This window comes from Marinoscillum sp. 108 (assembly GCF_902506655.1).
Classification (GTDB): Bacteria; Bacteroidota; Bacteroidia; order Cytophagales; family Cyclobacteriaceae; genus Marinoscillum; species Marinoscillum luteum.
Genome location: NZ_LR734808.1, coordinates 2,261,392 through 2,286,194, shown reverse-complemented (window position 1 = coordinate 2,286,194; position 24,803 = coordinate 2,261,392). Strand labels below are relative to the sequence as shown.

14 protein-coding genes are annotated in these 24,803 nt (G+C 45.7%); 13 read left to right on the top strand and 1 reads right to left on the bottom strand.

What is annotated here, in order from left to right; all coding sequences use genetic code 11:
- Positions 1-34: 34 nt before the first annotated feature.
- The 13 genes from GV030_RS09245 to GV030_RS09185 all read left to right on the top strand — a co-directional run bounded on the left by GV030_RS09245 (position 35) and on the right by GV030_RS09185 (position 23,725).
- Entirely contained in the window at positions 35-4,072 is a 4,038-nt protein-coding gene (locus tag GV030_RS09245; RefSeq protein WP_159581983.1) for a two-component regulator propeller domain-containing protein, read from the top strand.
- A 144-nt stretch (positions 4,073-4,216) separates the two neighbouring features.
- Entirely contained in the window at positions 4,217-6,070 is a 1,854-nt protein-coding gene (locus GV030_RS09240; protein WP_255465274.1) for an arylsulfatase, read from the top strand.
- 1 nt (position 6,071) lies between these two features.
- Positions 6,072-6,935 carry an alpha/beta hydrolase gene (locus GV030_RS09235; RefSeq protein WP_159581981.1) on the top strand — a complete coding sequence of 288 codons (864 nt, stop codon included), beginning with the start codon at positions 6,072-6,074 and terminating at the stop codon, positions 6,933-6,935.
- 3 nt (positions 6,936-6,938) lie between these two features.
- Entirely contained in the window at positions 6,939-8,879 is a 1,941-nt protein-coding gene (locus GV030_RS09230) for a heparinase II/III family protein (protein ID WP_221413321.1), read from the top strand.
- Between the two features lie 5 nt (positions 8,880-8,884).
- A complete protein-coding gene (locus tag GV030_RS09225) occupies positions 8,885-10,519 on the top strand; it encodes a sulfatase (protein WP_370519066.1) in 1,635 nt (544 codons plus the stop codon).
- Between the two features lie 676 nt (positions 10,520-11,195).
- Entirely contained in the window at positions 11,196-12,689 is a 1,494-nt protein-coding gene (locus GV030_RS09220) for a polysaccharide lyase family 7 protein (RefSeq protein ID WP_221413320.1), read from the top strand.
- 242 nt (positions 12,690-12,931) lie between these two features.
- Positions 12,932-15,661: a hypothetical protein gene (locus GV030_RS09215; RefSeq protein ID WP_221413319.1), complete on the top strand. Its 2,730-nt coding sequence runs from the start codon at positions 12,932-12,934 to the stop codon at positions 15,659-15,661.
- A gap of 38 nt (positions 15,662-15,699) precedes the next feature.
- Positions 15,700-17,343: a sulfatase gene (locus GV030_RS09210; RefSeq protein WP_159583736.1), complete on the top strand. Its 1,644-nt coding sequence runs from the start codon at positions 15,700-15,702 to the stop codon at positions 17,341-17,343.
- Between the two features lie 64 nt (positions 17,344-17,407).
- Complete coding sequence (locus tag GV030_RS09205) at positions 17,408-18,181, top strand: DUF1961 family protein (RefSeq protein ID WP_159581977.1); 774 nt, start codon at positions 17,408-17,410, stop codon at positions 18,179-18,181.
- A 165-nt stretch (positions 18,182-18,346) separates the two neighbouring features.
- A complete protein-coding gene (locus tag GV030_RS09200) occupies positions 18,347-19,705 on the top strand; it encodes an alpha-L-fucosidase (RefSeq protein WP_159581975.1) in 1,359 nt (452 codons plus the stop codon).
- A gap of 513 nt (positions 19,706-20,218) precedes the next feature.
- Positions 20,219-21,136 carry an ROK family protein gene (locus tag GV030_RS09195; RefSeq protein ID WP_159581973.1) on the top strand — a complete coding sequence of 306 codons (918 nt, stop codon included), beginning with the start codon at positions 20,219-20,221 and terminating at the stop codon, positions 21,134-21,136.
- 35 nt (positions 21,137-21,171) lie between these two features.
- Positions 21,172-22,377 (top strand): glycoside hydrolase family 88 protein, encoded by a 1,206-nt coding sequence (locus GV030_RS09190; protein ID WP_159581971.1) that lies wholly within the window; start codon positions 21,172-21,174, stop codon positions 22,375-22,377.
- Between the two features lie 13 nt (positions 22,378-22,390).
- Positions 22,391-23,725, top strand: a complete 1,335-nt coding sequence (locus tag GV030_RS09185; protein ID WP_159581969.1) for a sugar porter family MFS transporter — start codon at positions 22,391-22,393, stop codon at positions 23,723-23,725.
- Between the two features lie 39 nt (positions 23,726-23,764).
- Here the strand turns inward: GV030_RS09185 and GV030_RS09180 are convergent, their stop codons facing one another.
- Complete coding sequence (locus GV030_RS09180) at positions 23,765-24,772, bottom strand: LacI family DNA-binding transcriptional regulator (RefSeq protein ID WP_159581968.1); 1,008 nt, start codon at positions 24,770-24,772, stop codon at positions 23,765-23,767.
- Positions 24,773-24,803: the final 31 nt, after the last annotated feature.

Genomic DNA, 24,803 nt, shown 5'->3' with positions numbered 1-24,803 from the left:
TGAATTAGATTATTGTGCGCAAAGCGGTACCCCGATGAAACAACATTTACCCATCATATTCTTACTTATCCTGTCGTGCTTTTACGCCGGGTCTCAAAGTATAGAATTTGAGCATTACAATGATAAGGATGGACTGTCGCATAATTCCATTCGACACATCGTTCAGGACAATCAGGGGTTCATCTGGCTGGGTACATTCTATGGGCTTAACCGGTTCGATGGGTTTCAGTTTCAAAACTTCCTCAGCAATGATGAGGTTAGAAACACCTTGTACAATGATGACATCACAGCACTGAAATTAGACAGTGCCAAGAATAGCCTATGGATTGGGACCAGAAAAGGGTTGTCTCGTTTGCATCTGGATACGCATGTTTTCACTACCTACTTGTCTGATGACGATGACCCGAATAGTTTACCAGATGAGGAAATCCGCTCTATCTACCTGGATCGGTTTGATCGGGTTTGGGTGGGGACTAAAGATTCCGGTCTGTACATGTTTGAGCCGGATAAGAGCACCTTCACCAAGGTTCCGCTGGAAGGGGTTAACTATGTGAAGGAGATTTTTGAAGACAGTCAGGGAAATATTTGGATAGGTGCTTATGAAAGTGCCGGTGTAGCAAAGGTCAAACTCGGGAGTACTGGAATCATCTCGGAAATCGAATATTTCACACTGGAAGTGCCCGGAGCCAGCGCTGTAAATCCTTATTTGTACTTTATCTATGAAGATGAGCAGGGAGGTATTTTTGTCGGAACCCGAAAAGGACTTTACAAGTTTGACAGGAGCCTCAATGAGTTTAATAATCTGGAAATTCCCGATGATAAAGTAAGCGAGAAGTTAGGACCTTATTTTCTATGTGTGGCCCAGGCACCGGATGGTAAATATTGGGTCGGAACCCTCGGCGGTTTGTTGGTTTGCGATGCACTGGAGGATATTAGTGAAGGTAAATTTCAATGGTATTTTTCAGTATTGTCAGAGGATAATTCGCTTGTGGATAATTTGGTTTCTGCCCTTTATTTTGATCCATCAGGAGTACTTTGGATCGGTACAGAGGAAGGACTGGATAAGTATGATCCTTATGAAAATCAATTTAAAATCAACAAGGACATATCGAAGTACATAGATAACCAGGCGCCAAGAATCAGAGGCTTTTCCAAGACCTATCAGGATGAAGTTGTGGTGGCGACCAGACACAATGGTCTGTTCATTTCTGATGAGGGTAATTTTGTTCCGCTATTCAACGGCCCCTATGATATAGCCAGTATCTATTCGCATGACGGCATTGTGTTCTACTGCGGCTTGTGGAATGGGAAAATACTGATCTACGATTACCTCAAAAAAAGCTCAAGCATAGTGGATGTAGGCTTTAATAACACACCCATTTTTGACTTCAGAGTATTTGCAGGAAAGCTGGTAGTATGCTCTCATGGCGAAGGTGCCCTGTTATTAGATATGCAAACCTATAAGCCTTCTCTTCGCATTTTGCCGGGTTTTGACATCAACAAGGTGGGGGTAGACCTTGATGATAATTTATGGTTTGCTACCGAAAGCGGTGCGGTCAGGTACAATTTGGCCAATGGAAAGGCCGACGTATTCCTGGCCGAGAGCCAAACTTCCGGAGGGCTTCCACACCAAAATGTGAGTGACGTCAACATTGATTCCCGCGGGATGATTTGGGCAGCCACGCGAAAAGGACTGGGTGTCTTTGATCCGGAAAGCAATGCCTTCAGGCAAATATCCGAACCCAAAGAATTGAAGGATAAGTGGGTGACAGATGTGGTGGAGGACGCCAATGGTTTTTTGTGGCTCAATATGAACAACAACAACATATGCCGCTATGATGTGGGTAGCAACCAGGCCAATATTTACAATGTAAACAGTGGGAACAGGCTCGATGTATTCAGTTCCAGCGGATTTTACAATTTCAATAACTCGAAGGTTTATTTAGGAGGAAAAAATGGCGTGATCAGTTTTTCTCCATTGAATATTAAGGAAAATGAGTGGTCGCCCAAGCCAATCATCACGGAGTTTAAAGTAAACAATGAGCTGGTCTTGCCCGGCGTACAGCTCAATGGGCAGGTGCTCCTCGATAGGAGCCTGAATTATTCCAGAAGCGTCAGTTTAAACCATGAAAACAGGAACTTCTCCATTCAATTTTCTACGGCCTCCTATACCAACCAGCGTTTGAATAAGTTTCAATACATGCTGGAAGGTTTTGATGAGGATTGGGTAGAAACCAGTGGCAACTCCAGAACAGTGCAATACACCAATTTGCTTCATGGAACCTACAATTTCAAGATTAGGGCCAGCAACAGTGATGGAAAATGGAGTGAGGTTTCCTCCTACAGCATTCAGATCTTGCCTCCATTTTGGGCGAGTTATCAGGGAATTGCGCTGATGGCTCTGGTATTGGGTCTGTTTGGGTATTTCATGAGGAAACAAATCAAATTTCGGATTCAGTTAAAGCAAGAGCTCCTGACCGAAAAGGTACAGCGGGAGCGGGATGAAAAACTCAACAATGAAAAGCTGAGATTTTTCACCAACATTTCTCATGAGCTGAGAACACCTTTGTCCTTGATATTGGGTCCGGTCAAGCAAATTTTGGAGCATGAAAACAGTAATGAATTCATCAGAAACAAAGCAAACCTGATAGACCACAGTACCAACAGGCTGCTGAGACTGGTCAATCAAATCCTTGAATTCAGGCGGGCAGAAGCCGGGGAAGTGAAGTTGAAAGTGTCTGAAGTTGACATCTTACCCTACACCAATAATATTTTCTACTCATTCATAGATTTGGCTGAGTCCAAAAACATAAACTTCAATTTTCATGTAGAAGATGAGTCGATCGTGTGCTGGATAGACGTTGACAAGTACAATAAAATACTGTACAACTTGCTGTCCAACGCCCTGAAGTTTACCAATAGCCATGGTCATGTCGACCTGTTTGTGGGTGTGAAAGAGAAGGACACCAAAACCCTGCTCATAGAGGTGAGTGACGATGGAATTGGAATCCCTGCTGAGAGTCAGGAGAAAATATTCTCCAGGTTTTATCAGGCCACCAATAGCAAAGAGAGTACAACAGGTACGGGTATTGGGTTGTCGCTTGTCAAGTCTTTGGTAGAGATTCACAAAGGCAGCATATCGGTCAAGAGCTCCACGGATTCAGGCAGCATATTTACGGTGGAGCTACCAATCTCCAAAAGCGCTTTTGAGAGCAGTGAAATCTCCAGCTTCATTGATGAAAAGCAAGAAGTGGAACTACTGGGTTCAATGAAATCATCGAATCCCCTTGATGCCTATGTAGCACCCAAGACCAACACCGATGTGAAGTCGTCAGTGGTGGTGATAGACGATAATCCTGAACTGAGAAACTATGTGATGGAGTATCTTTCTGAGTACTATAAGATCTATGGTGCGGAGAATGGAAAAGAGGGACTGGAGCTTTGCCGAAAGGTAAAACCGGTGCTTTGTGTGGTGGATGTGATGATGCCGGTCATGGATGGTTTCGAATTTGTACAAGCCCTCAAAGGTGATGAGAAAATCAGTCATACCGCTATCGTGTTACTCACGGCCCTGGGTGAAAATGAAAACAAAATCAAAGGGTATAAAATTGGTGTTGATGGTTATCTGGTGAAACCTTTTGATCCTTCGTTGTTGAAATCCAGAATAGATAATATCATCAAAACCAGACTGGAACTTAAGCAGCGATTTTCTGATGAAACAGAAAGTGATGTGACCAGCCTGGCACATTCACAACTGGACATTGATTTGATTTCGGAAATAAAGGAAATCATAGAAGCCAACCTTGGGAGCCCTGATTTGACTCCAGCTTTTCTGAGTTCGGAATTGGCCCTCAGCTCCTCAAAACTATATCGGAAGATTACTGAGCTCACAGACATGTCGCCCAATGAGTTTATCAGAACCATTCGGTTGAAAAAAGCGGCTTCTCTTTTAAAAACCAAAAACTTCAATGTTTCCGAGGTAGCCAATACGGTCGGGTTCAATGATCCACTCTACTTCAGCCGACGATTTAAAAAGCAATTTGGCTATGCGCCAAGTGATTTGATTAAATAATCAGGATGGATGTCAACGAGTCATTGTTTATAGTCAATGAACTATAGATGATATCATCGTTTTCAGACTATGACCAGCTTTGTTATTCGTGAAACAATTCTTATCAGTAAACCAATGTTTATCAAACTACTCAGCAGTCTCCTAATGACAGATTCCAAAATGGCAGTGAACAAGACATTCCTATACGTTTTGCATTCAGCGATGAGGATGTCTATTTTGATTTTGGTTTTAAACCTTCATTCTTGTTCGCCGCAGACCACTTCTGCTAAAAAGCCCAACGTAATCCTGATCCTGATTGACGATCAGGGCTATGGAGATATCTCTGCTTTGGGCAATCCCTTTATCCAAACGCCCAACATTGATCAGCTACATGACAGCAGTGTTCGATTTACGGATTACCATGTGAGCCCGACCTGCTCCCCAACGAGAGCGGCACTAATCACCGGACATCATAGCAATCGCACAGGGGTTTGGCATACCGTAAATGGTCGCTCCCTGTTGCTGGAGCGCGAAACTACCGCGGCAGAGATTTTTAAAGACAACGACTATTCCACGGGTATTTTTGGTAAGTGGCATTTGGGCGATAACTACCCTTTCAGGCCTCAGGACAATGGGTTTGATGAGGTGCTTACGCACGGCGGAGGTGGTATGGAGCAGACCATGGATTATTGGGATAATGACTATTTCAATGACACGTATCTCCACAATGGAGTGCTGCAGCAGTATGAGGGCTACAGTGCTGATATTTGGTTTGAAGAGGCGATCGAATGGATCGATTCGAGAGAGGACCAGCCCTTCTTTTGCTATATACCCTCCAATACGGCACATTCTCCATATTTCGTGGAGGATAAATATTACAAGGACCTGGAAGGAAACGATAGCATTCCTCACGCACCTTTCCTGGGCATGATTAGAAACATTGACGAGAATGTAGGTAAGTTGATGGCCTACCTGAAGGAAAGTGGAAAGCTTGACAATACCATCATTGTGTACACTACGGATAATGGCACTGCCCATGGCGCCAAGGCAGAAGGTCATCGCCTGGATGGTTTTATTGGCCAGGGCTTCAACGCCGGAATGCGTGGAATAAAAGCCAGCAAATATGAGGGTGGTCATCGGGTGCCTTTGTTCATCCGATGGGACCGTGGGGAGATAAATCAGGGCAAGGATATTGACGAGTTGACGGCTCACTACGATGTATTGCCTACACTTGTGGACTTATGCAACCTGAAGGTGAATCCAAAAATACAGTTCGATGGGCAAAGTTTGGTGCCCCTGATCAATGGAGATCACTCAGCATTTGCAGACCGGATAGTGATTACTAACTCGCAGCGCATAGAGGTGCCACAACCATGGCGAAGAACTTCTCTGATGCAGGGTAAATGGCGATTGGTGGACGGAGAGGAGCTTTACAACATCGAGACTGATCCCGGGCAGCAGACCAATATAGCAGATCAATATCCTGATAAGGTACAGGCCTACCGGGACTACTATGACTCGTGGTGGGCCAAGATCTCACCCACCTATGAAGACCAGCCTTTCATCTATGTGGGACACAGTGCAGATAATCCTACCCGATTAATTGCTCATGATTGGCATACAGAAGCAGAGGCCAGCCCGTGGCACCAGCGGCACATCCGTACGGCGGTTAAGGACAATGGATACTGGCTGGTTGATGTTCAGGAAAGCGGAAGTTACAGCGTGAAGCTTCGCAGGTGGCCAGAGGAGACTCATTTGTCATTGCATGAAATAGCAGAAGTGCGGCCATCGCTGCCAGGAACCAGCGTTACGGAAAGTGTTGAAAGTACTTCGATTTCAGTTTCGAAAGCAAGGCTTAATATTCAGGACATAGATGAGGTAAAAGAAGTGGATCCCACTGCTGAGTATGTGGAATTTGTCATAGACTTGAAAGTAGGGGAAAGCAAACTGCAGACCTGGTTTACCCTGGATAATGGTGAAACCTTAGGGGCATATTATGTCAGTCTGGAAAAGATGTAAAATGAAAGGATTCTTTTTTCTGATCATATTATTGATCTGGTCATCGAGTGTTCAGTCGCAGTATTTGGTTGATTCTGACCGCTTGCAGCCAGATACGATCACCTATAAAGTCATGGATACGGTAGCGCTGGATATGATCCTGAGATATCCTCCCAAATTCAAGAATCGAAAAAAATACCCAACCATCGTTTTCTTTTTTGGTGGTGGCTGGAATGGAGGTACTATCGGGCAGTTTGAGCCACAGGCTGAATATTTCGCCTCTCGAGGCATGATCACAGTACTGGTAGATTATCGGGTGAAAAACCGACATCAAACCACCCCCTATGAATCGGTAGCGGATGCCAAATCTGCCATTCGTTTTTTGCGGGAGCATGCAGAGGAGCTGAATGTTGATCCGGATAAAATTGCTGCTTCAGGTGGATCGGCTGGGGGACATCTGGCGGCTGCATGTGGCGTATTACCAGGCTTGGATGAGCCGGATGAAGATCTTAGTCTCAGCTCAAAGGCCAATGCTTTGGTGCTTTTCAATCCCGTGTTTGACAATGGCCCTCAAGGATTTCAGAAGGAGCGTATGGGTGCGCGCTGGAGGGAGATTTCACCCGCTCACAACATTACTGAGAGCGCACCGCCCACGATCGTGTTTTTGGGAAGGGAGGATCATTTGATCCCAGTGTCAGTAGCTGAAAGTTATCAATCTAAAATGGATTCGGTAGGCGTGAGGTGTGACCTGTTTCTCTATGATGAGGCGGGGCATGGTTTTTTTAATAACAACAAGTACGATGGAAAATTCTATACACTTACATTACTCGAAACAGACAAGTTCTTGAAATCCATTGGTTACATCAAAGGAAAACCCAAACAATAGATCATGAAATTCCCATACTTTATAACACTGCTCTGTTCTGCCTTTCTTTTAGTGCAGTGCTCGCAAGAGCCTTCCGAGAAGGAAAAAGCACTGGATATCGGAGAGTATCTTTCCCTGGTGCAAGGCGATACCATTCATCCTAATGCTAGGCAATTGGCACTGTTGAAGGAGGTAGTGCCCCAAGAGGCTTATCAGCCAGCACCTGCTTATACAGATCGCTCGTATTGGGTGGCCTTTGGCTCCACTGATTTGGGTAAGTATTACCTCAAGGAAGCTGATGAACTGATAGATCGTTCGCCAGAGGTGCCGATTAGCGATGAGATATACAGAAGAGCCAATAAAGAAGGCAACCGGGGCATCTACAAGCCGAGATATTACCGAACCATGGATCGGCTTGAAAAATACATACTGGCGGAGTGCATGCTCAATGACGGCCGCTACCTCAAACCAATAGAAGAGCATATCAGGGCGATCATGGCGATGAAGTCCTGGCTTCACCCCAATCACGATGATGATGAAAATACGGTACTCGAAGGCAAGCGGGTGCATATTGATTTGGGTGCCAGAAAGTTTGGTTTGGTGCTGGCACTGGCTGATGCTGTACTGGAGGATAAATTATCTGATGAATTACGGGTGGAGATTAACGGGCAACTGCGCTGGAGAATTACCGATTCCTATCTGCAATCTACCAAAGAGCTGAAGCCGAAAAGTAACAACTGGATCAGGAGCACGAGCAACTGGAATTCTGTGTGTACCAGTGGTTCACTTTTTACCATAATCGTTTCTTCGGATGACTATGACGAACGCGTACAGGCCATAGGTAGCGCGATCAATAGTATGAAATATTATCTGTCCGGTTTTGGAGAGGATGGCTATTGCTCTGAGGGAACAGGCTATTGGAGTTATGGCTTTGGGCACTACCTCTACCTGGCAGAGATCCTTCACGATTATACTGATGGTAAAATCAACTTGTTCGAATTTAATGATCCGGAAAAACTTCGACGAGTGGCCAATTTTCCGGAAGTTTTTCAAATTCATCCCGGGCTCTATTCACCGTTTTCTGATGGTGTCACACGGGTTAAAAAAGAAAGTGACAATTTCGCTTATCTCATGGCCACCAAATACTACGGTGCACAAAAATCCAGTTACTTCAAGCCTGATGAGGCAGTTAAGTCTATCGTTTTGGGTGCTGACTACAAGAAGTACATTTCCGAAGAACCATTACCTGTTGCCCTGCCTTCGGTGACGTATTTTGAGGATTATGGCGTGGTGATTTCACGCGGACAGCAAGAAGTGCCGTTTTCTATATCGATTAAAGCCGGGCACAACAATGAAAACCACAACCACATGGATGTGGGAAGCTATATAATAGCGTATGGAGAGGAAATTTTGGCAGGGGATATTGGAGCGCCTTCATACATCGCCGGGGCCTTTTCTGATGATAACCCGGCACGCAGCTCCTGGGGGCACCCCGTACCGCGCATTGATGGCACCCTTCAGTCAAAGGGAAGGGAGTTTAAAGGGAAGGTGCTGGAAGCGAACTTTACGGATGAGAAAGATCAGGTTGTGATGGATTTACTTACTGCTTATGAAATTCCTTACCTGAATACCTTGATACGAACTGTCCAAAATGACAAGTCCGGTGTTGGAAAAATAACGGTTACCGATCAATTCTCAGCAGGCAAACCTGTGACCTTCGGCACGGCCATCATGACCCTGGCCGATTATGAAGTGGTAGGTGAGAAAACCGTGATCCTGACGGAAAATGGAATGAAAGTAAAAGCAGAAGTAAGCAGCTCTGATGGTGAACTACAAATTTTGGATGAGTTGGTGCCTGTAGAGCATTTGCGAGAAGGAGCCCCTGCCTATCGAATTGGAGTGGATTTCAAGGATTCAATAACTAAAGGTACCATCACAGTGACTTATAGCCCTTTGTCAGAATGATCAAAATGCAAAACTTATACAAGACCAACACCGCGGCTTTTATCGCAATGTCCTTTTTAGTGCTCTTTAGTGCCTGCACGCCGAAGGAGAAACCTGTGGATTCCAGACCCAATATCCTCTTCATCATGTCAGATGATCACGCCTATCAGGCCATCAGCGCTTATAGCGATCATTTGATTCAAACACCTAATATTGATCGGCTAGCCAATGAGGGCATTTTGTTCAAAAATGCCTGCGTGACCAATTCCATTTGTGCACCTTCACGAGCCACCATCCTTACCGGAAAGCACACACACATCAATGGGAAAATTGACAATTTATCGGCCTTCGATACCACACAGGTGACCTTCCCACAGTTATTTCAGGAAGCAGGTTATCAGACCGCCATGTTCGGAAAGCTACATTTTGGAAACAACCCTAAAGGAGTGGATGATTTTATGATTCTTCCGGGTCAGGGAGATTACCTGAACCCTGATTTCATTACTCCACGAGGAGATACCACCATTATGGGATATGTCACGGACATTATCACGGATCTGACGCTCAACTGGCTAAAGGAAAAACGCAATCCTGAAAAGCCATTTTTGATGATGTATCTGCACAAGGCACCTCATCGAAATTGGTGGCCCAGAGGAGATAAGTTTCAGAAGTATTCCAAAATGACTTTTCCGGAACCGGAAACATTGTTCGACGACTACAAAAACAGAGGAACAGCGGCCAAAACTGCTGAGATGAACATCCTGAAGCACATGAAATACAACAGCGACAGTAAAGTGCGACACGAAACGACGGATCGCATGGGAGAAGTGCTGCCTGTGGTGCCCGGGAATCAGACATGGGGCTATAAAACCTATGCGCGGATGACGGATAAGCAAAAAGCAGAATATGACAATGTGCTTGATTCCATCTCCGACTACTTTGAGACGAACTGGCCCACCATGACGGATGAGGAGAAAATCAGCTGGAAATACCAGCGCTACATGCAGGATTATCTGGCATGCATAGAGTCGGTCGACGAAAATGTGGGAAGGGTGCTTGACTACCTCGATGAAAGCGGGTTGGCCGAGAATACCATGGTCATCTACACCTCTGATCAGGGGTTTTACCTGGGCGAGCATGGGTGGTTCGATAAGCGCTTCATCTATGATGAGTCTTTCAAGACACCCTTGCTGATCCGTTGGCCCAATAAAATTACTCCCGGAACGACCAATGAAGAAATGGTTCAAAACCTCGACTTTGCGCAAACCTTTCTGGAAGCTGCCTACATAAATGCCCCTGGGGATATGCAGGGTGAGAGTTTGATGCCTTTGCTCACCGGAGGCGATTCATTATGGACGAGAGATGCGGTCTATTATCACTTTTATGAATACCCATCCGTGCACATGGTGAAGCGTCATTATGGTATAGTGACCAAAGAATTTAAGCTCGTTCATTTTTACTACGATGTAGATGAGTGGGAGCTGTACGACCGTTTGAAAGATCCCAAGGAAATGAAGAATGTGATCAACGATCCGGCGTACACGGATCAGGTAGCTGACCTGAAAGCAAGGTTGGCGAGGTTGAGATTAAAGTATAAGGATTCTCAGGAACTAGACAAAAAGTTTGTGAAGTTGGCGGAAGACAGACAGGTAAAGAAATAGATCACAAGTGTGGTTTACTGCGCACATAGGTTTGTTCCGTCAGAATGGAGCTCGTGTTTATAATGAACAGAGAAGATTCACAAACCTCAAAACTGGCACAGGTGACCGATGAGGTTATCAATGTGTTGCATCCTAAAATAATACACAGCAGAGATCACAAAAATTTTCGCGGCAAAACAGGTCAAGGATCATTAAATGCCTGAAGGGAATCCATCCACCATTATTCCATTATTCTGATACGCCAATTTTAATTAGTTGCAAACTAAGAGGCATTGTCTGTCGATTGGTTTAAATAGACAGGATGTTAATTAGTTAGCTGTAAAATATTAAAATACCAAATAGAAAACGTTTGCATGTATGAAAATGGCAAAAATTCTTGTTTGTCAATACTTTGTTTTGTAAAATTGGTAAACCAATCAACTAGTCGACTAACTATTGGTGACCAATTTCATTCAGTGAAATTGCAACAAGGCATTCCCAATGAGATTGCCAATTTTCTAACCAATTAAAGACAATTAAAATGAATCTAACAACTACATTAAATTCCATTTGGGTTCGACTCAGCGGACCACTCATGGTAGGTTTATTCGCGCTTTCGGCATGTTTATTAATTAACAATAGTGCAACAGCTCAAACCTATAGCGCGCCGTATGACATTCCCAGATTCCAGGCTTTCATGGGAGAATGTAAATTGCAGGCCCCCACAAGCTCTACAATGGCTACTCAGTCGGATATCATTAACGGCTTCACGAATAGCAATTTTTATGTTGCCGATGGCGATAAAGTGGCTTTTAATCAATCAGGAGGGAGTCAGCGAACAGAGCTCCGAGACCTCAGAAACTGGGACCTTACGGTAAATGATCAGCAGCTATTCGGTAGGATAGATATCGTACAGCAGACCTGCGATCAGGTGACTGTGATGCAAATTCATGATGACGCCAATGCGGGTAATGGTCCTAATAAACCGCTTTTGCGCATTTACAAGCATCAGACAAAATCTCCTGTAAATCACATATGGGCTGCTATCAAAACTGATGCCGGTGGACAAGCCACGACTCACATCGATCTGGGTGCAGATCCAGGTGGGTATTTTGATTGTGAAATTCAGTTAGTAGGTGGAAATATGATCATCAAATTTCAGGGTGTGGAAAAGGTCAATATGGATGTTTCTTACTGGGACTGGCCAAGTTACTGGAAAGCCGGTGTTTACCTGCAGGACAATGGTGAGGCCACTGCCCACTTTGATGAGTTGTATGAAGGTTCTGGTGGAGGAACCGGAAATAGTGCTCCTTCGGTAAGTATCACATCGCCATCCAATGGCGCCACATTCAACAATGGTGACAATGTATCCATATCGGCCAATGCTGCTGATAGCGACGGGTCTGTTTCCCAGGTAGAGTTTTTTGTGAATGGTAGCAGTGTTGGTGTAGATACTTCTAGTCCTTATTCCATCAACTGGACCATCGGTGTTGGTTCTTATGACATCACCGCGGTAGCTACGGACAATGCATCTGCTTCGACAACTTCAAGTGTGGTAAGTGTTACCGGGACTAGCTCCGGGCCAGCCACGAATACCTATGTTTCTGCCATTGTCACTGGGACGCAAGGAGCGGGCAAGGGAAAGAAGCATGGAACGGCTACGGTTACCATTTTGGATAACAATGGGAGTGCGGTTGCGAATGCTACCGTCACCGGTACATTCTCTGGTACTTTTAACGAAACTGTCTCAGGTTCGACGGATTCCAATGGAACAGTCGAACTTGTAACCTCTTCAACAGCAAAGGGTGGCGTATCGGTAAACTTATGTGTGGATGACGTCACTCACGCTTCATTGGTATATAACAGCTCGCTCAATGTCGTGACATGTGCAGGGGCTTCTGCACGATTGGGTGGCCCTCTCGATGAGTCGAAAAAGGATGTGGCACTTGGTATATATCCGAATCCAACTTTCTCATCATTTACGCTGGATATTATGCTGGATAAAGAAAGCTTCTTCGATGGCCGACTGTTAGGAATGGACGGTAGAGTATTGAGAAGAATTGAACCGCATATTTTGAGTCAGGGTAATCACCAGTTGCAAGTGGATGTGGATGGTTTGAAAAAGGGTGTCTATTTCTTTGAATATACGCTCGATGGTAAGACCCAAACAAGCAGAATTATTAAGCGCTAACTAACTACAATAAGATTTGGAGAGCCGTTCAAAGTTATTTGGACGGCTCTTTTTTTATGTTATATCATGAAGCGAGTATCAGCAGGTATATGAATGATATTGATTGATCAGAACCATCATATCAATCAATGAATCATAATTGATAGTTCTTGAATGGCAGGTTATACCATAAAGCGATGAATGTGCTGAACTTGAGCCTGAATTTCAGCTATGATTTGGCCGGTAATATGATGCTTCATACTATGAAAAGGTTTTTCGCAGTGACCAGTTTGATATGGTGTTTGGGGATTTATACTCAGGCCCAGATACCGCTTCCACAGAATCTGGAAGATGGTTATCCGCGGATTTACATTACGCAAAGCGAGAAAAAGGAACTAGAGCAACTTATAAGCAAGGAGCAATGGGCACAGGATGTGCTGGCGGGAATTCATAGTCGGCTAGATGAGCATGTGGAGCGGCACGTTGGTGATCCGGAGTGGATGGTTTCCAGACTGATGATGTACTGGAAAACCAGGTCATCCAATGTCTATGTCAACGGGATTTATTATTCGCATGCAGATGGCGAGGTGCCAGTGCCCACCGTTCGTTATACCGGATCGCGTGATTACACCACCGACTATGTTATGCCTGATCTGGAAGACATCATTCCCTACATGGACGATGAACGAGGATTGTATCTGCGAAACAAAACCAAAGAAGGAAAGCCTCTGGAATGGGTAGCTCAGGCGGAAACAGGCGGTATCATACATCGGCACAATCAACGGATCATTGGGTTGGCTAAAGATGCGGCGTTTGTGTATTGGTTGGAGGGGGGTGAGCGTTATGCCCGGTTTGCTATGGATATTTTCGATACTTACATGATGGGTATGTATTATCGCAGTGAGCCTATCGACCTGCTCAATGGGCACATTCAAACGCTGGTGGGGTTGACGTGCTTTCAGGTGATCCACGAATCTACCCTCATCGAAGTGGCCGAGCTATACGATTTTTTACACCGGTATATTGAGCAAAATCATCAGGAGAAGATCAGTAAATATGACGCCACCATCAAAAAATGGAATGACCTGATCATCAAAAACGGCGTGCCACAAAACAACTGGAACCTGCATCAGGCCAAGATCATCCTGAAGGCGGCCATGGTGTTGCAAAGCAATGGACACTATACAGATGGCAAAGGCCGCGAGTACTACATCAATTACATCCTCAATGAAACCTCAGCCCGTCAGTGGTCGCTCAATAAGTTTTTGGTATACGGTTATGATTTTGAGAATGGCGTATGGGCTGAGTGTCCGGGATATTCGCAAGGAGTGACCAAAGACCTCACGCATTTTATGGTGGATTTTTACAATACTTTCGACCATAACCTGCTGCCGTACATGCCGGTGATGGATGAAGCAGTACAGATGCTGCCTCAGTACCTTTTTCCCAATGGACAAACCGTGGCTTTTGGCGATACGTATTACGGGCCGGCCACCACCGAACCAATGAGCGATATGATTCGCATCGCACAGAAAAATGGTGATCAGCAGCGTGAAATCACCTACACGGCGATGTATCGTCTGTTTGGGGAAGGGCAGGAGGGTAAGAAATCCCAGAAACCACGTGCTGAAATTGCTTCATTTTTTGCATCCAGTCCATTGGAACTAAACCCAAAATACGAAGCTGGAAACAGAGGTGATTATCTAACACAGACTTTTTATGCTCCCAATGTAAGCTGGCATGTTCAGCGCATGGGTGAGGGCCAGGATGGGATGATGGTATCGCTTAATGGGTCTCTGGGCAATCACATGCATGCCAATGGGATCAACATGGAACTGTACGGAAAAGGCTTTGTGCAGGGGGCAGATCCCGGCAAGGGTGCGGGTTATCTGCAGCCGATCTATTTGGAGTACTATTCGCAGTTTCCTGCGCACAATACCGTGATGGTAGATGGTGCATCGTCCTATACAGAAATGCTGAGCTACCACGCCTTTGATTTGATGGGCGAGTATCCTAAATCAGGACAAAAAGAAGGCTATTATCCCGATATTACCTATTCGGATGTTTTCTTCCTGGAGCCGGAAACGCGCAGTGACCAAAGTCGACTTGTGAGCATTGTGAAGACGGGAGAGGCCACCGGTTATTACATTGATATTTTTCGCTCGAAAAAGCAGCGTCAGGGGGATAAGTTTCATGACTACTATTACCACAACCTGGGGCAGACTATGAAAGTGATGGATGAGTCTGATCAGACATTGGATTTGACACCAAGTGAGGAAATGGCATTTGCCGGCGGACATCTTTACGCGCTGGATTATATGTGGGACAAAAAATCGGTGAAAACGGATAAAGACTATCAGGTGCAGTGGAAGATAGACATGCCTCAAGGAGAAGAGGATGTTTTCATGAACCTGTGGATGAAAGGTACCGATGGTCGTGAGGTGTTTTCTATCAAATCTCCACCCAATAAAGCTTTTAAAGAAAAAGGCCGCTTGCCGTATGAGGTGGGCGAGGCGCCGTATTTGACTTTTGCGGCACGGCAGCACGGCGAAGCCTGGGAGCATCCATTCGTTTCAGTATTCGAACCTTTTACCTCAGATGAGGGCAGAAGCATAGCCAGTATCGATGGCTTTGAAGATGAAAAAGGAAGTAGTGATTTTGTGGGAATAAAAGTGACCCATAAATCGGGTAGAGAAGACCATGTCTTTTCATCCAAAGATGGGAAAGAGGCGAAACATATGGATATGAGTAGTGATGCTGCCTATGCCCTGATTGGTAAGGAAGAAGAGGGAGGTTTGATCTTTTTTATGGGGAATGGTAAGGTCTTGAAAGGTCACGGATATGCCATCACTACTGAAAACATTGGCAATGTGGTGCTGACATATGAAGATGGCAAGCTGATGCTGGATAATGAGGTGACCGTTCGCATTGGCCATGGGAAAAGAGCAAAAGAGTTTGGTGCAGGAGGTTTCAGAGAGATTACATTAGATTAGAAATTTTAAAGAATACAAGTAAGGAGTAATAAGCGATGATGATGAAAATTCGATTTTTACAAGTGGCAATTGGTGTTTTGGTACTGTATGCTTGCAGTCCTCAAAAAGAGGAGGTTCAATCCCCAAAGCGGCCAAACATTCTATTCATCATGTCAGATGACCATGCTTACCAAGCCATCAGTGCTTATGGAAGTGAGCTCATCGAAACACCCAACATTGACCGACTGGCCAATGAAGGTATGCGCTTTAGCAATGCCACAGTGACCAACTCTATCTGTGCACCATCACGAGCGACGATCCTCACAGGAAAACATACCCACATCAATGGCAAGATTGATAACCTCATGCCATTTGATACTACTCAGGTGACCTTTCCTCAGATTTTTCAAGCCAATGGATACCAAACTGCCATGTTTGGTAAACTTCACTTTGGCAACAACCCCAAAGGAGTCGATGATTTCATGATCCTCCCAGGTCAGGGTTATTACCTCAATCCGGATTTTAATACTCCGTCAGGTGATACTACCATCATGGGCTATGTCACCGATGTGATTACCGACCTGACATTGACCTGGCTCAAAGAGAAGCGTGATGAGGAGAAACCTTTCATGATGATGTACATGCACAAGGCTCCGCACCGTCCGTGGTGGCCAAGGCCTGATAAGTTTGCAGAGTTCACCAAGAAGCAGTTTCCAGAGCCGGAAAGTCTTTTTGATGATTATAAAAACCGGGGAACTGCGGCTAAAACTGCGGAGATGAACCTACTCACGCACATGATGTACAGCCACGATAGTAAAATCAGACCAGAGCTTGTGGAGAAGATGGGTGACAAGGCTTCACCTAAAGTAGAGGAGTTTGAAAATGGATTTTATGGCCCGTATGGCAGAGCCACTGAGGAGCAGAAAGCTTTGTACGACCCTATTCTTGATTCTATCAATAGCTGGTTTGAGCAAAACTGGCCTTCGCTTACGGATGAGGAAAAAATGAAGTGGAAGTACCAGCGCTACATGCAGGATTATCTCGGATGTATTTCTTCTGTAGATGACAATGTGGGTCGGGTGTTGGATTACCTGGATGAAAGTGGTCTAGCCGAAAACACCATCGTCGTTTATACTTCCGATCAGGGTTTTTACCTTGGTGAGCACGGCTGGTTTGATAAGCGATTCATCTATGACGAGTCGTTCAAAACCCCGCTGATGGTTCGCTGGCCCGGCACAGTGAAAGCAGGCACAGTGGAAACTGAGATGGTGCAGAATCTCGATTTTGCACAAACATTACTGAGTGCGGCAGGCATTACTCCACCATCGGATATGCAGGGCGAGAGTTTGATGCCACTGCTGGTTGGTGACAAAGAAAAGTGGGACCGTGATGCGGTTTATTATCACTATTATGAATACCCAAGTGTACACATGGTGAAGCGTCATTATGGGATTGTCACCGAAGAATACAAATTGGCTCATTTCTATTTTGATGTGGATGAGTGGGAGCTGTATGATCGCCTCAATGACTCAAAGGAAATGAACAATGTCATTGACGATCCTGCCTATGCAGAAGTAGTCGATGAGTTGAAAGCCAAGCTCACCGAACTGCGTGTGAAATACAAGGACTCTCCAGAGCTTGACAGCCTGTTTATTGAGAAGTACAGAAGTTTGCAGGTAGAGAAAGGCAATGATTTCTGGTAGAAACTCTTCCTATCATATGTGGCTTTCTTCCCAACCCTATAAAGTTTTTGGTTTGCACGATTTAATGAAAATAAGCATAGTGGTTTTGACTCTAATGCTCTTGGGGTGTACCACCGGATCACAGAAGGAAAGTAGTTCCGAACCGTGGGTGGAGGTATTTTCAGATTCCTGTACCGGAGACTGGACTGACCAATGGTTTTTGGATGGTGAGCTGGCCACCATCGAAAACTCCAGAGAGGGGATGACTTTCAGTGCCGGCCCTGTAAACCGGGATGATGCCCACCATGCGGTACTTTGGACTAAATCGTCTTTTGAGGGCGATGTAAAGATCGAATATGACTACACCCGGACCGATGAGCAGGAGATCAACGTGAACATCTTGTTTATTCAGGCCACCGGAATTGGTGAGGGTGAGTTTGGCAAGGACATCACCGAGTGGGCGGACTATCGCAGGGTGCCAACCATGAGCAAATACTGGCTCAATATGAATACCATTCACGTCAGCTATGCCGCTTTTCCAATGGTCAACGAAGATCCTGGCAACGATTACCTGCGTGTGCGACGCTATCCGGCCAACAGCAAGGAAACCTTCGGGGAGACGGAAGTACCTCCGGCATATGAACGAACGGGGTTGTTTTTGCCGGGCAAAACTTATCACCTCACCTGGACCAAAACGAAGGATGAGTTAACCCTTCGTGTGGCTGGGGATGATCGTGATAAAACCTATGAATGGGACTTGTCTGGTACAAAGCCAGTGACAGAGGGTAGAATAGGGTTGCGACACATGTTTACCCGGTCTGCACGATACAAGAATTTTAAAGTATTTACTAAGCAGTAACCATACCCCGACGGAGCATGGATACAAATAGTTAAACTGGGCCATAATTAATCACATAAGACACAATAGTTATAAGCGCAAACGACAGGTGTTTCTACCTTAGTCATGTGAATAGTAAAGTGAAGATCGAAATTGTAAAACCCGGAAAGTAGAAATTAAATACAAATGAAGAAAGCAACAAATTACTTATTGGTAGCTCTGATACTCATTGGATCTGCCTGTCAGCAAAAGGCAAAGGAAGAGAGTCAGGCGGAAGAAGTGGCAGCCATTAGTGACGATGAACGAATGGCCTGGTGGCGTGATGCCAAATTCGGAATGTTTATTCACTGGGGTGCGTATGCCGTACCTGGTGGTGAGCGCAATGGCGAGGTTTGCAAGGGCGGTGCAGAATGGATCATGGACAAGCTGGATTACACCATTGAGGACTATGAAAACCAAGTGGTAGCCAACTTCAATCCGACCCAGTTTGATGCTAAAAAATGGGTGGGCATGGCCAAAGATGCTGGTATGAAATACATTGTGATCACCTCGAAGCACCACGATGGATTTTGCTTGTGGGATTCAGAAGTGACGGACTATGACATCATGGACTCCTCCCCATTCAAGCGGGACATCATCAAAGAACTATCGGTAGCTTGTAAGGAAGCCGGTATCAAATTTTGCTTCTACCACTCCATCGTGGATTGGCATCACCCACAGGCGCAGGCTCCTTTGTACCCGAATTACAATGCCGGGCAGAAAGATCAATCTGTCTTTAATCCTGAATTCCCTAAATACTATGAAAACTACTTAAAGCCACAGGTGAAGGAATTGCTCACCAATTATGGAGACGTAGGTGTGGTGTGGTTTGATGGGGACTGGATTCCGGATTACACCACTGAGATGGGCAAAGAGATGTACAATATGATATTGGAGATGCAGCCTCGTACGATTGTCAATAATCGGGTGGACAAAGGCCGGAATGGAATGGAAGGCATGGACAAAGAAGGAAATTTTGCCGGAGATTTTGGTACGCCTGAGCAGGAGATACCTGCTACAGGTATTGATGAAGACTGGGAATCGTGCATGACGATGAATGGTTCGTGGGGCTATAAGCCATCAGATACCAACTGGAAGAGTAGCGAGGACCTGATCCAGAAGTTGGTGGATATCGTGTCAAAAGGTGGAAATTTCCTACTCAACATTGGTCCTGACCCTCAGGGATTGTTTCCTCCAGAGAGTGTGGAACGACTCAGCGACATGGGCGATTGGATAGATGTCAATGGAGAAGCCCTGTATGGAGCAAGCGCTAGTCCGTATGACCGACCTGAGTGGGGACGATACACAGCCAAAGACGGTGTGATCTATGCGCATGTGTTTGATTGGCCGGAGGATGGAGTCCTAAAGATCAATTCAGAGATTAAGGTAAAAAAAGCTTCACTTTTGGCCGATAACACCCAGGTTTTATCATTTGATGAGTCTGGCATTGCCTTGCCTGCGGAGGCCGTAGATGGCGCGGTTTCTGTTATTATGATTGAGCTTTAGTCAAAAAGTCCCATAGCTCGGTGGTTTAGGTTGTAGGTTGTGAGTTGTGGGAATATAGGTCTCGTGCATGAAGCGCGAGGCCTTTTTTTATGTTTTATTGGCTCAGTGAGTACCCAGGTTATTGGATATGTGTAATGACACCACAATCGACCATTGAATACTCCAATGTGGGCAGATCATATTTTATAGTATAAATCAGGGCGTGACGCCCGGAAGTGGAAGGCACATAGGGCTGAGGAGTGATAATGGCCCCGAATATTTCAAAAACGGTTCATGGACACTCAAAATACACTTATTGAATCATAAGTTATGGGCAATGGCTGATAATTCATACCGCTTTTTGGCCATTAGACCGATCATTGTTCCCACAGTTTTGATGCAATGCTCTCTGGGTTTTTGTGTCAAGTGCTGGCTTAGAAAGTAAGCAAAGAAAAGTAGGTCTCCGAATACTGCGAGAATGACAACATTGAATAACATATACTGCGGGAAACTGCGGGCAAGGGGTACAACAAGATGACGGATCAGACACTTTGGGGGATGGACATGGGCGGCACCAAGATAGAGGGTGTGGTACTGGACAATGCCCGGGATAAGAACGTGCTTTTCCGTGAACGGGTACCTACCGGGGCCCATAAGGGATATCAGCATGTATTGTCACAGATTGACAAACTCTATCAGTCGATGGCAGCTCACACTGGTCATACACCATCCAGGCTCGGTATGGGCACCCCCGGAACATTGACCCGGGAGGGATTGATGAAAAACTGCAACGCCACCGTGATGAATGGCATGCGGGTAAAGAAAGATCTGGAAGCCTTACTGGGTACAGAGCTGATTATGGCCAATGATGCCAACTGCTTTGCCCTGGCCGAAGCAAAGATGGGTGTGGTCAACAAGGAGTTACCGAATGCAAAAGTAGTGTTTGGAGTCATTTTGGGAACCGGCGTAGGCGGCGGAGTAGTGGTGAATGGCCAGGTCATTAATGGACACCATGGCATCGGGGGTGAATGGGGACACAATGAGCTCCCCGGTTTTCAGGGCCGGCAGTGCTTTTGTGGTAAATCCGGAGACAATGAAAGTATACTGTCCGGGCCCGCTCTGGAGTGGTATTATGAGTCGCGAACGGGCGTGAAGAAGCCGCTAAAGGACATTGTATGTGATGCCAGAGCTGGTGTGGATAGCATAGCAGTAGATACGTTGCACAGGCTCATGCAGGGTTTTGGTAAGGCAGTGAGTTTGGTAATCAACATACTGGATCCAGATGTGATCGTGATAGGAGGCGGCGTAGGCAATGTAGACGAACTCTACACTGAGGGTAAGGCAGCCATTGCTCAATATGTGTTCAACAATGAATTTAATGCACCGGTGCTCAAGCCATCTCTGGGAGATAGTGCGGGAGTTTTTGGCGCGGCACTTTTAGTAAATAATTAAGGATAACAGGCATCAAGCCATGAAATATTAATACGATGATTAGAAAGACATTGGGTATAGTTTGTGTTGTTTTGATCTCCTATGGATGTCACCTAAAGCAAAAAGAGGTCTTTGATGTAGATGAAAGCCTTCAGTATTGTGTAGAGCAGGCAGATCAAACCATCAGCCAAATTCCGGATGACGAGAAATCGCTCCCAAGAAACATTGCGCCGGAAAGCAAAGAATGGAACTATGTGACCTATCAGGATTGGACGAGTGGCTTTTGGCCCGGGACTTTGTGGTATCTGTATGAGTACAGTCAGGAACCCAACCTGAAAGAAGTGGCCGATCAATTCACGCAATACCTCAGGCCTCTGTCTGAAAAGCCAGCCACCGATCATGATTTGGGGTTTCAGGTGTTCAATAGCTTTGGCAATGGATACAGACTGACGGGTAATGCCGAATACAAAAAAGTGATCTTGAGAACTGCGGATACTTTAGCTACGCTTTATAACCCAGCCGTTGGTACCATTCTTTCGTGGCCCCGTCCAGTTCCCAATATGGAGTGGCCAAATCACAATACAATCATGGACAACATGATCAATCTGGAACTCTTGTTCTGGGCATCAAAAAATGGTGGAGACAGTTCGCTTTATCAGATCGCGGTAGCCCATGCTGAAACCACCATGGCGAATCACTTCCGTCCCGACTTCACTTCTTACCATGTGGTGGTATATGATCGGGAGACAGGCGAAAGAATCAAAGGCGTGACACATCAGGGGTATAGTGACGAAAGCATGTGGGCCAGGGGTCAGGCCTGGGCCATCTACGGATACACCATGGTTTATCGCGAGACGAAAGACCCTAAATTTTTAGACTTTGCTCAAAAAGTAACGAGACCATATCTGGATAATCTGCCGGAAGATTTCATTCCTTATTGGGATTTTCAGGCACCGAATATCCCCGACGAGCCCAGAGACGCATCGGCAGCCGCGGTGGTGGCCTCTGCTCTGCTGGAGTTGGCAGAATATTCGGATAAAGCATTAGCAAAAGAGTACCGGGATAAGGCCATCGCCATGCTGGAGGAACTTTCCTCTCCCAGGTACTGCCCGGAAGATGGCAACCCGGCATTTTTAAGGCATTCCACGGGGCACTACCCCAATGGCAGCGAAATCGATTATTCCATCATCTATGCAGATTACTATTACATAGAGGGGCTTACCAGACTCAAGCGAATCAGGGAGGGAAAGAAACCGGTTTAACGGCTCTATCAAATTGAATAGAAAATTATTAGTGGCCTCAGTGGTAGCTTCCCTTGCGGGGTTCCTCTTTGGGTTTGATACAGTGGTTATTTCAGGTGCCAACCTCCCGATCAAGGAGCTATGGCAGACCTCAGATTGGTTTCATGGTACCTTCATCATGTCCATGGCGCTGTGGGGTACAGTGGTAGGGGCGCTCTGTGCCGGATACCCCACCAACGTGTGGGGGAGAAAAACCACCCTAATCTGGATAGGAGTATTTTATTTTATATCCGCCATTGGCTCAGCGCTTGCGCCAGATCCCTATTCATTTTCTTTCTTCAGGTTTCTGGGTGGTCTGGGTGTGGGGGTGTCCTCCATCGCTGCGCCAACCTATATTTCTGAGATTTCATCGGCCAATAATCGTGGCAGGCTGGGCATCCTGTATCAGTTCAATATCGTGTTTGGCATATTGGCGGCGTTCATTTCCAATTACCTTCTGGAAGGAGTAGGTGGAGACCTTGACTGGCGTATTATGCTGGGTATCGAAGGACTCCCGGCATTGCTCTATACCCTGATGGTATTCGGAATTCCCCGAAGCCCGAGATGGTTGGTTTTGTATAAACACGATGCTGACCGGGCGAAGAAGGTGCTCGAAAATCTGACCGACTCCAAAGAGGAGGCTGCCGAGATGCTTTATGCCATTGAGGAGGATTATGAGCGAACCAAAGGGGATTCTGATAAGGTTTTCTCTCCAAAATATAAGAAACCACTCGTGTTGGCCTTCCTGATCGCTTTTTTCAATCAGCTGTCCGGTATCAATTTCATTCTCTATTACGCACCCGAAATTTTAGTGAAAGCAGGCTTTGGTTCATCGGGGTCCCTGTTTAGTTCCATTGCCATAGGGCTGGTCAATTTGCTTTTTACTTTTATTGGCATGTCACTTATCGACAAAGCGGGACGTAAACAACTCATGTACATCGGATCTCTTGGTTATATCATCAGCCTTTTCATGGTTTCGTATGGGTTTTATAGTGAAGCAGATGCCACTTTCAAATTGATCTTTATCCTGATGTTTATTGCTTCTCACGCGGTGGGTCAGGGTGCCGTGATTTGGATATTCATTGCCGAAATATTTCCGAATAAAGTACGGGCCTATGGGCAGGCCTGGGGAAGCGGCACGCACTGGGTCTTTGCAGCATTGATTACCCTTTCCGGCTCTGTGCTGATCAATACTTTTGAACCATGGGTGGCCTTTGCCTTTTTCGGATGCTTCATGATTTTACAATTGCTGTTTGTTCATTTCATGATGCCCGAGACCAAAGGGAAATCTTTGGAGGAAATAGAAGAAGAGCTCATGGAGCCTTCCTGATAATATTTCAGACTTTCCTTTGAAAAGAAATCAGAGGGTTCAGGTGCTTTCGCGAATGATCAATTCCGGGCTGATGACGATTTTCTCATTGACAAGTGGTTCCTGCTTAGCCAGGATGGAAACGATCTTTTGAGCGGCCAGTTGCCCCATTTTTTCACCGGCATGTTTTACCGTTGAGAGCTGAGGGGTCATTTGGGTGGCGACCGGTTCGTTTGAGAAACCCATCACGGCTATATCGTCAGGCACCCGCTTTCCCAACCGGTGCAGCACATTTACGGTATGGCTCGCGACATAGTCATTGAAAACAAAAATGGCATCAAGGTCGGGTTGGTGGAGGAGAGCCCTTTCTATGAAACTGTCGATGGACGAAGGATCCAATTGGTAGTAGTGGATAAGCTGCTCATCAGCGTCCCGGTTGTTAGCACTCAGTGCATCCAAATAACCATATAATCGATTATTGCTATTGTTGAGGTTGATGCTGGCGGTGATATGTGCGATGTGTTTTCTCCCGCTTTGTATCAGAAATTGGGTGGCATCAAAGGCCGCCTGGTGATCATTGATCACTACTTTGGGGACTGGTAAAAAGTTGGCCACACGATCATAAAACACCAGGGGAACGTCGTGTCTGGAAAGAGATAAAAAATGATCGAAAGAGGTGGTCTCCATTGAAATAGCCGCAAGGATACCAGCTACACGATGATCCAGGCAGCTTTGAATAGCCTGGATTTCCTGACTTAGCGACTCCAGCGTATCATAGATGATAATGCCATACCCATGCCTGGATAGGGTGCTCTGCGCCCCCTGAACTACTCGCGCAAAGAAATGGATACTCAGATCAGGCACAATCATCCCGATGAGTTTGCTTTCACCCCTGGTAAACACCTGGACACTCACATTTCGCCTGTAGCCGAGCTTTTCTGCCAGTTGCTGCACCTTTTCCTTAGTGGCTTTGCTGATCCGCGGATGATCATTAAGAGCCCTTGATACAGTGGTATGGGATATGCCCAGTTTGGTGGCTATTTCCTTGATGGTAATGTATTGAGCCATGTTTGAATCATTTATGCACAAATGTGCACAG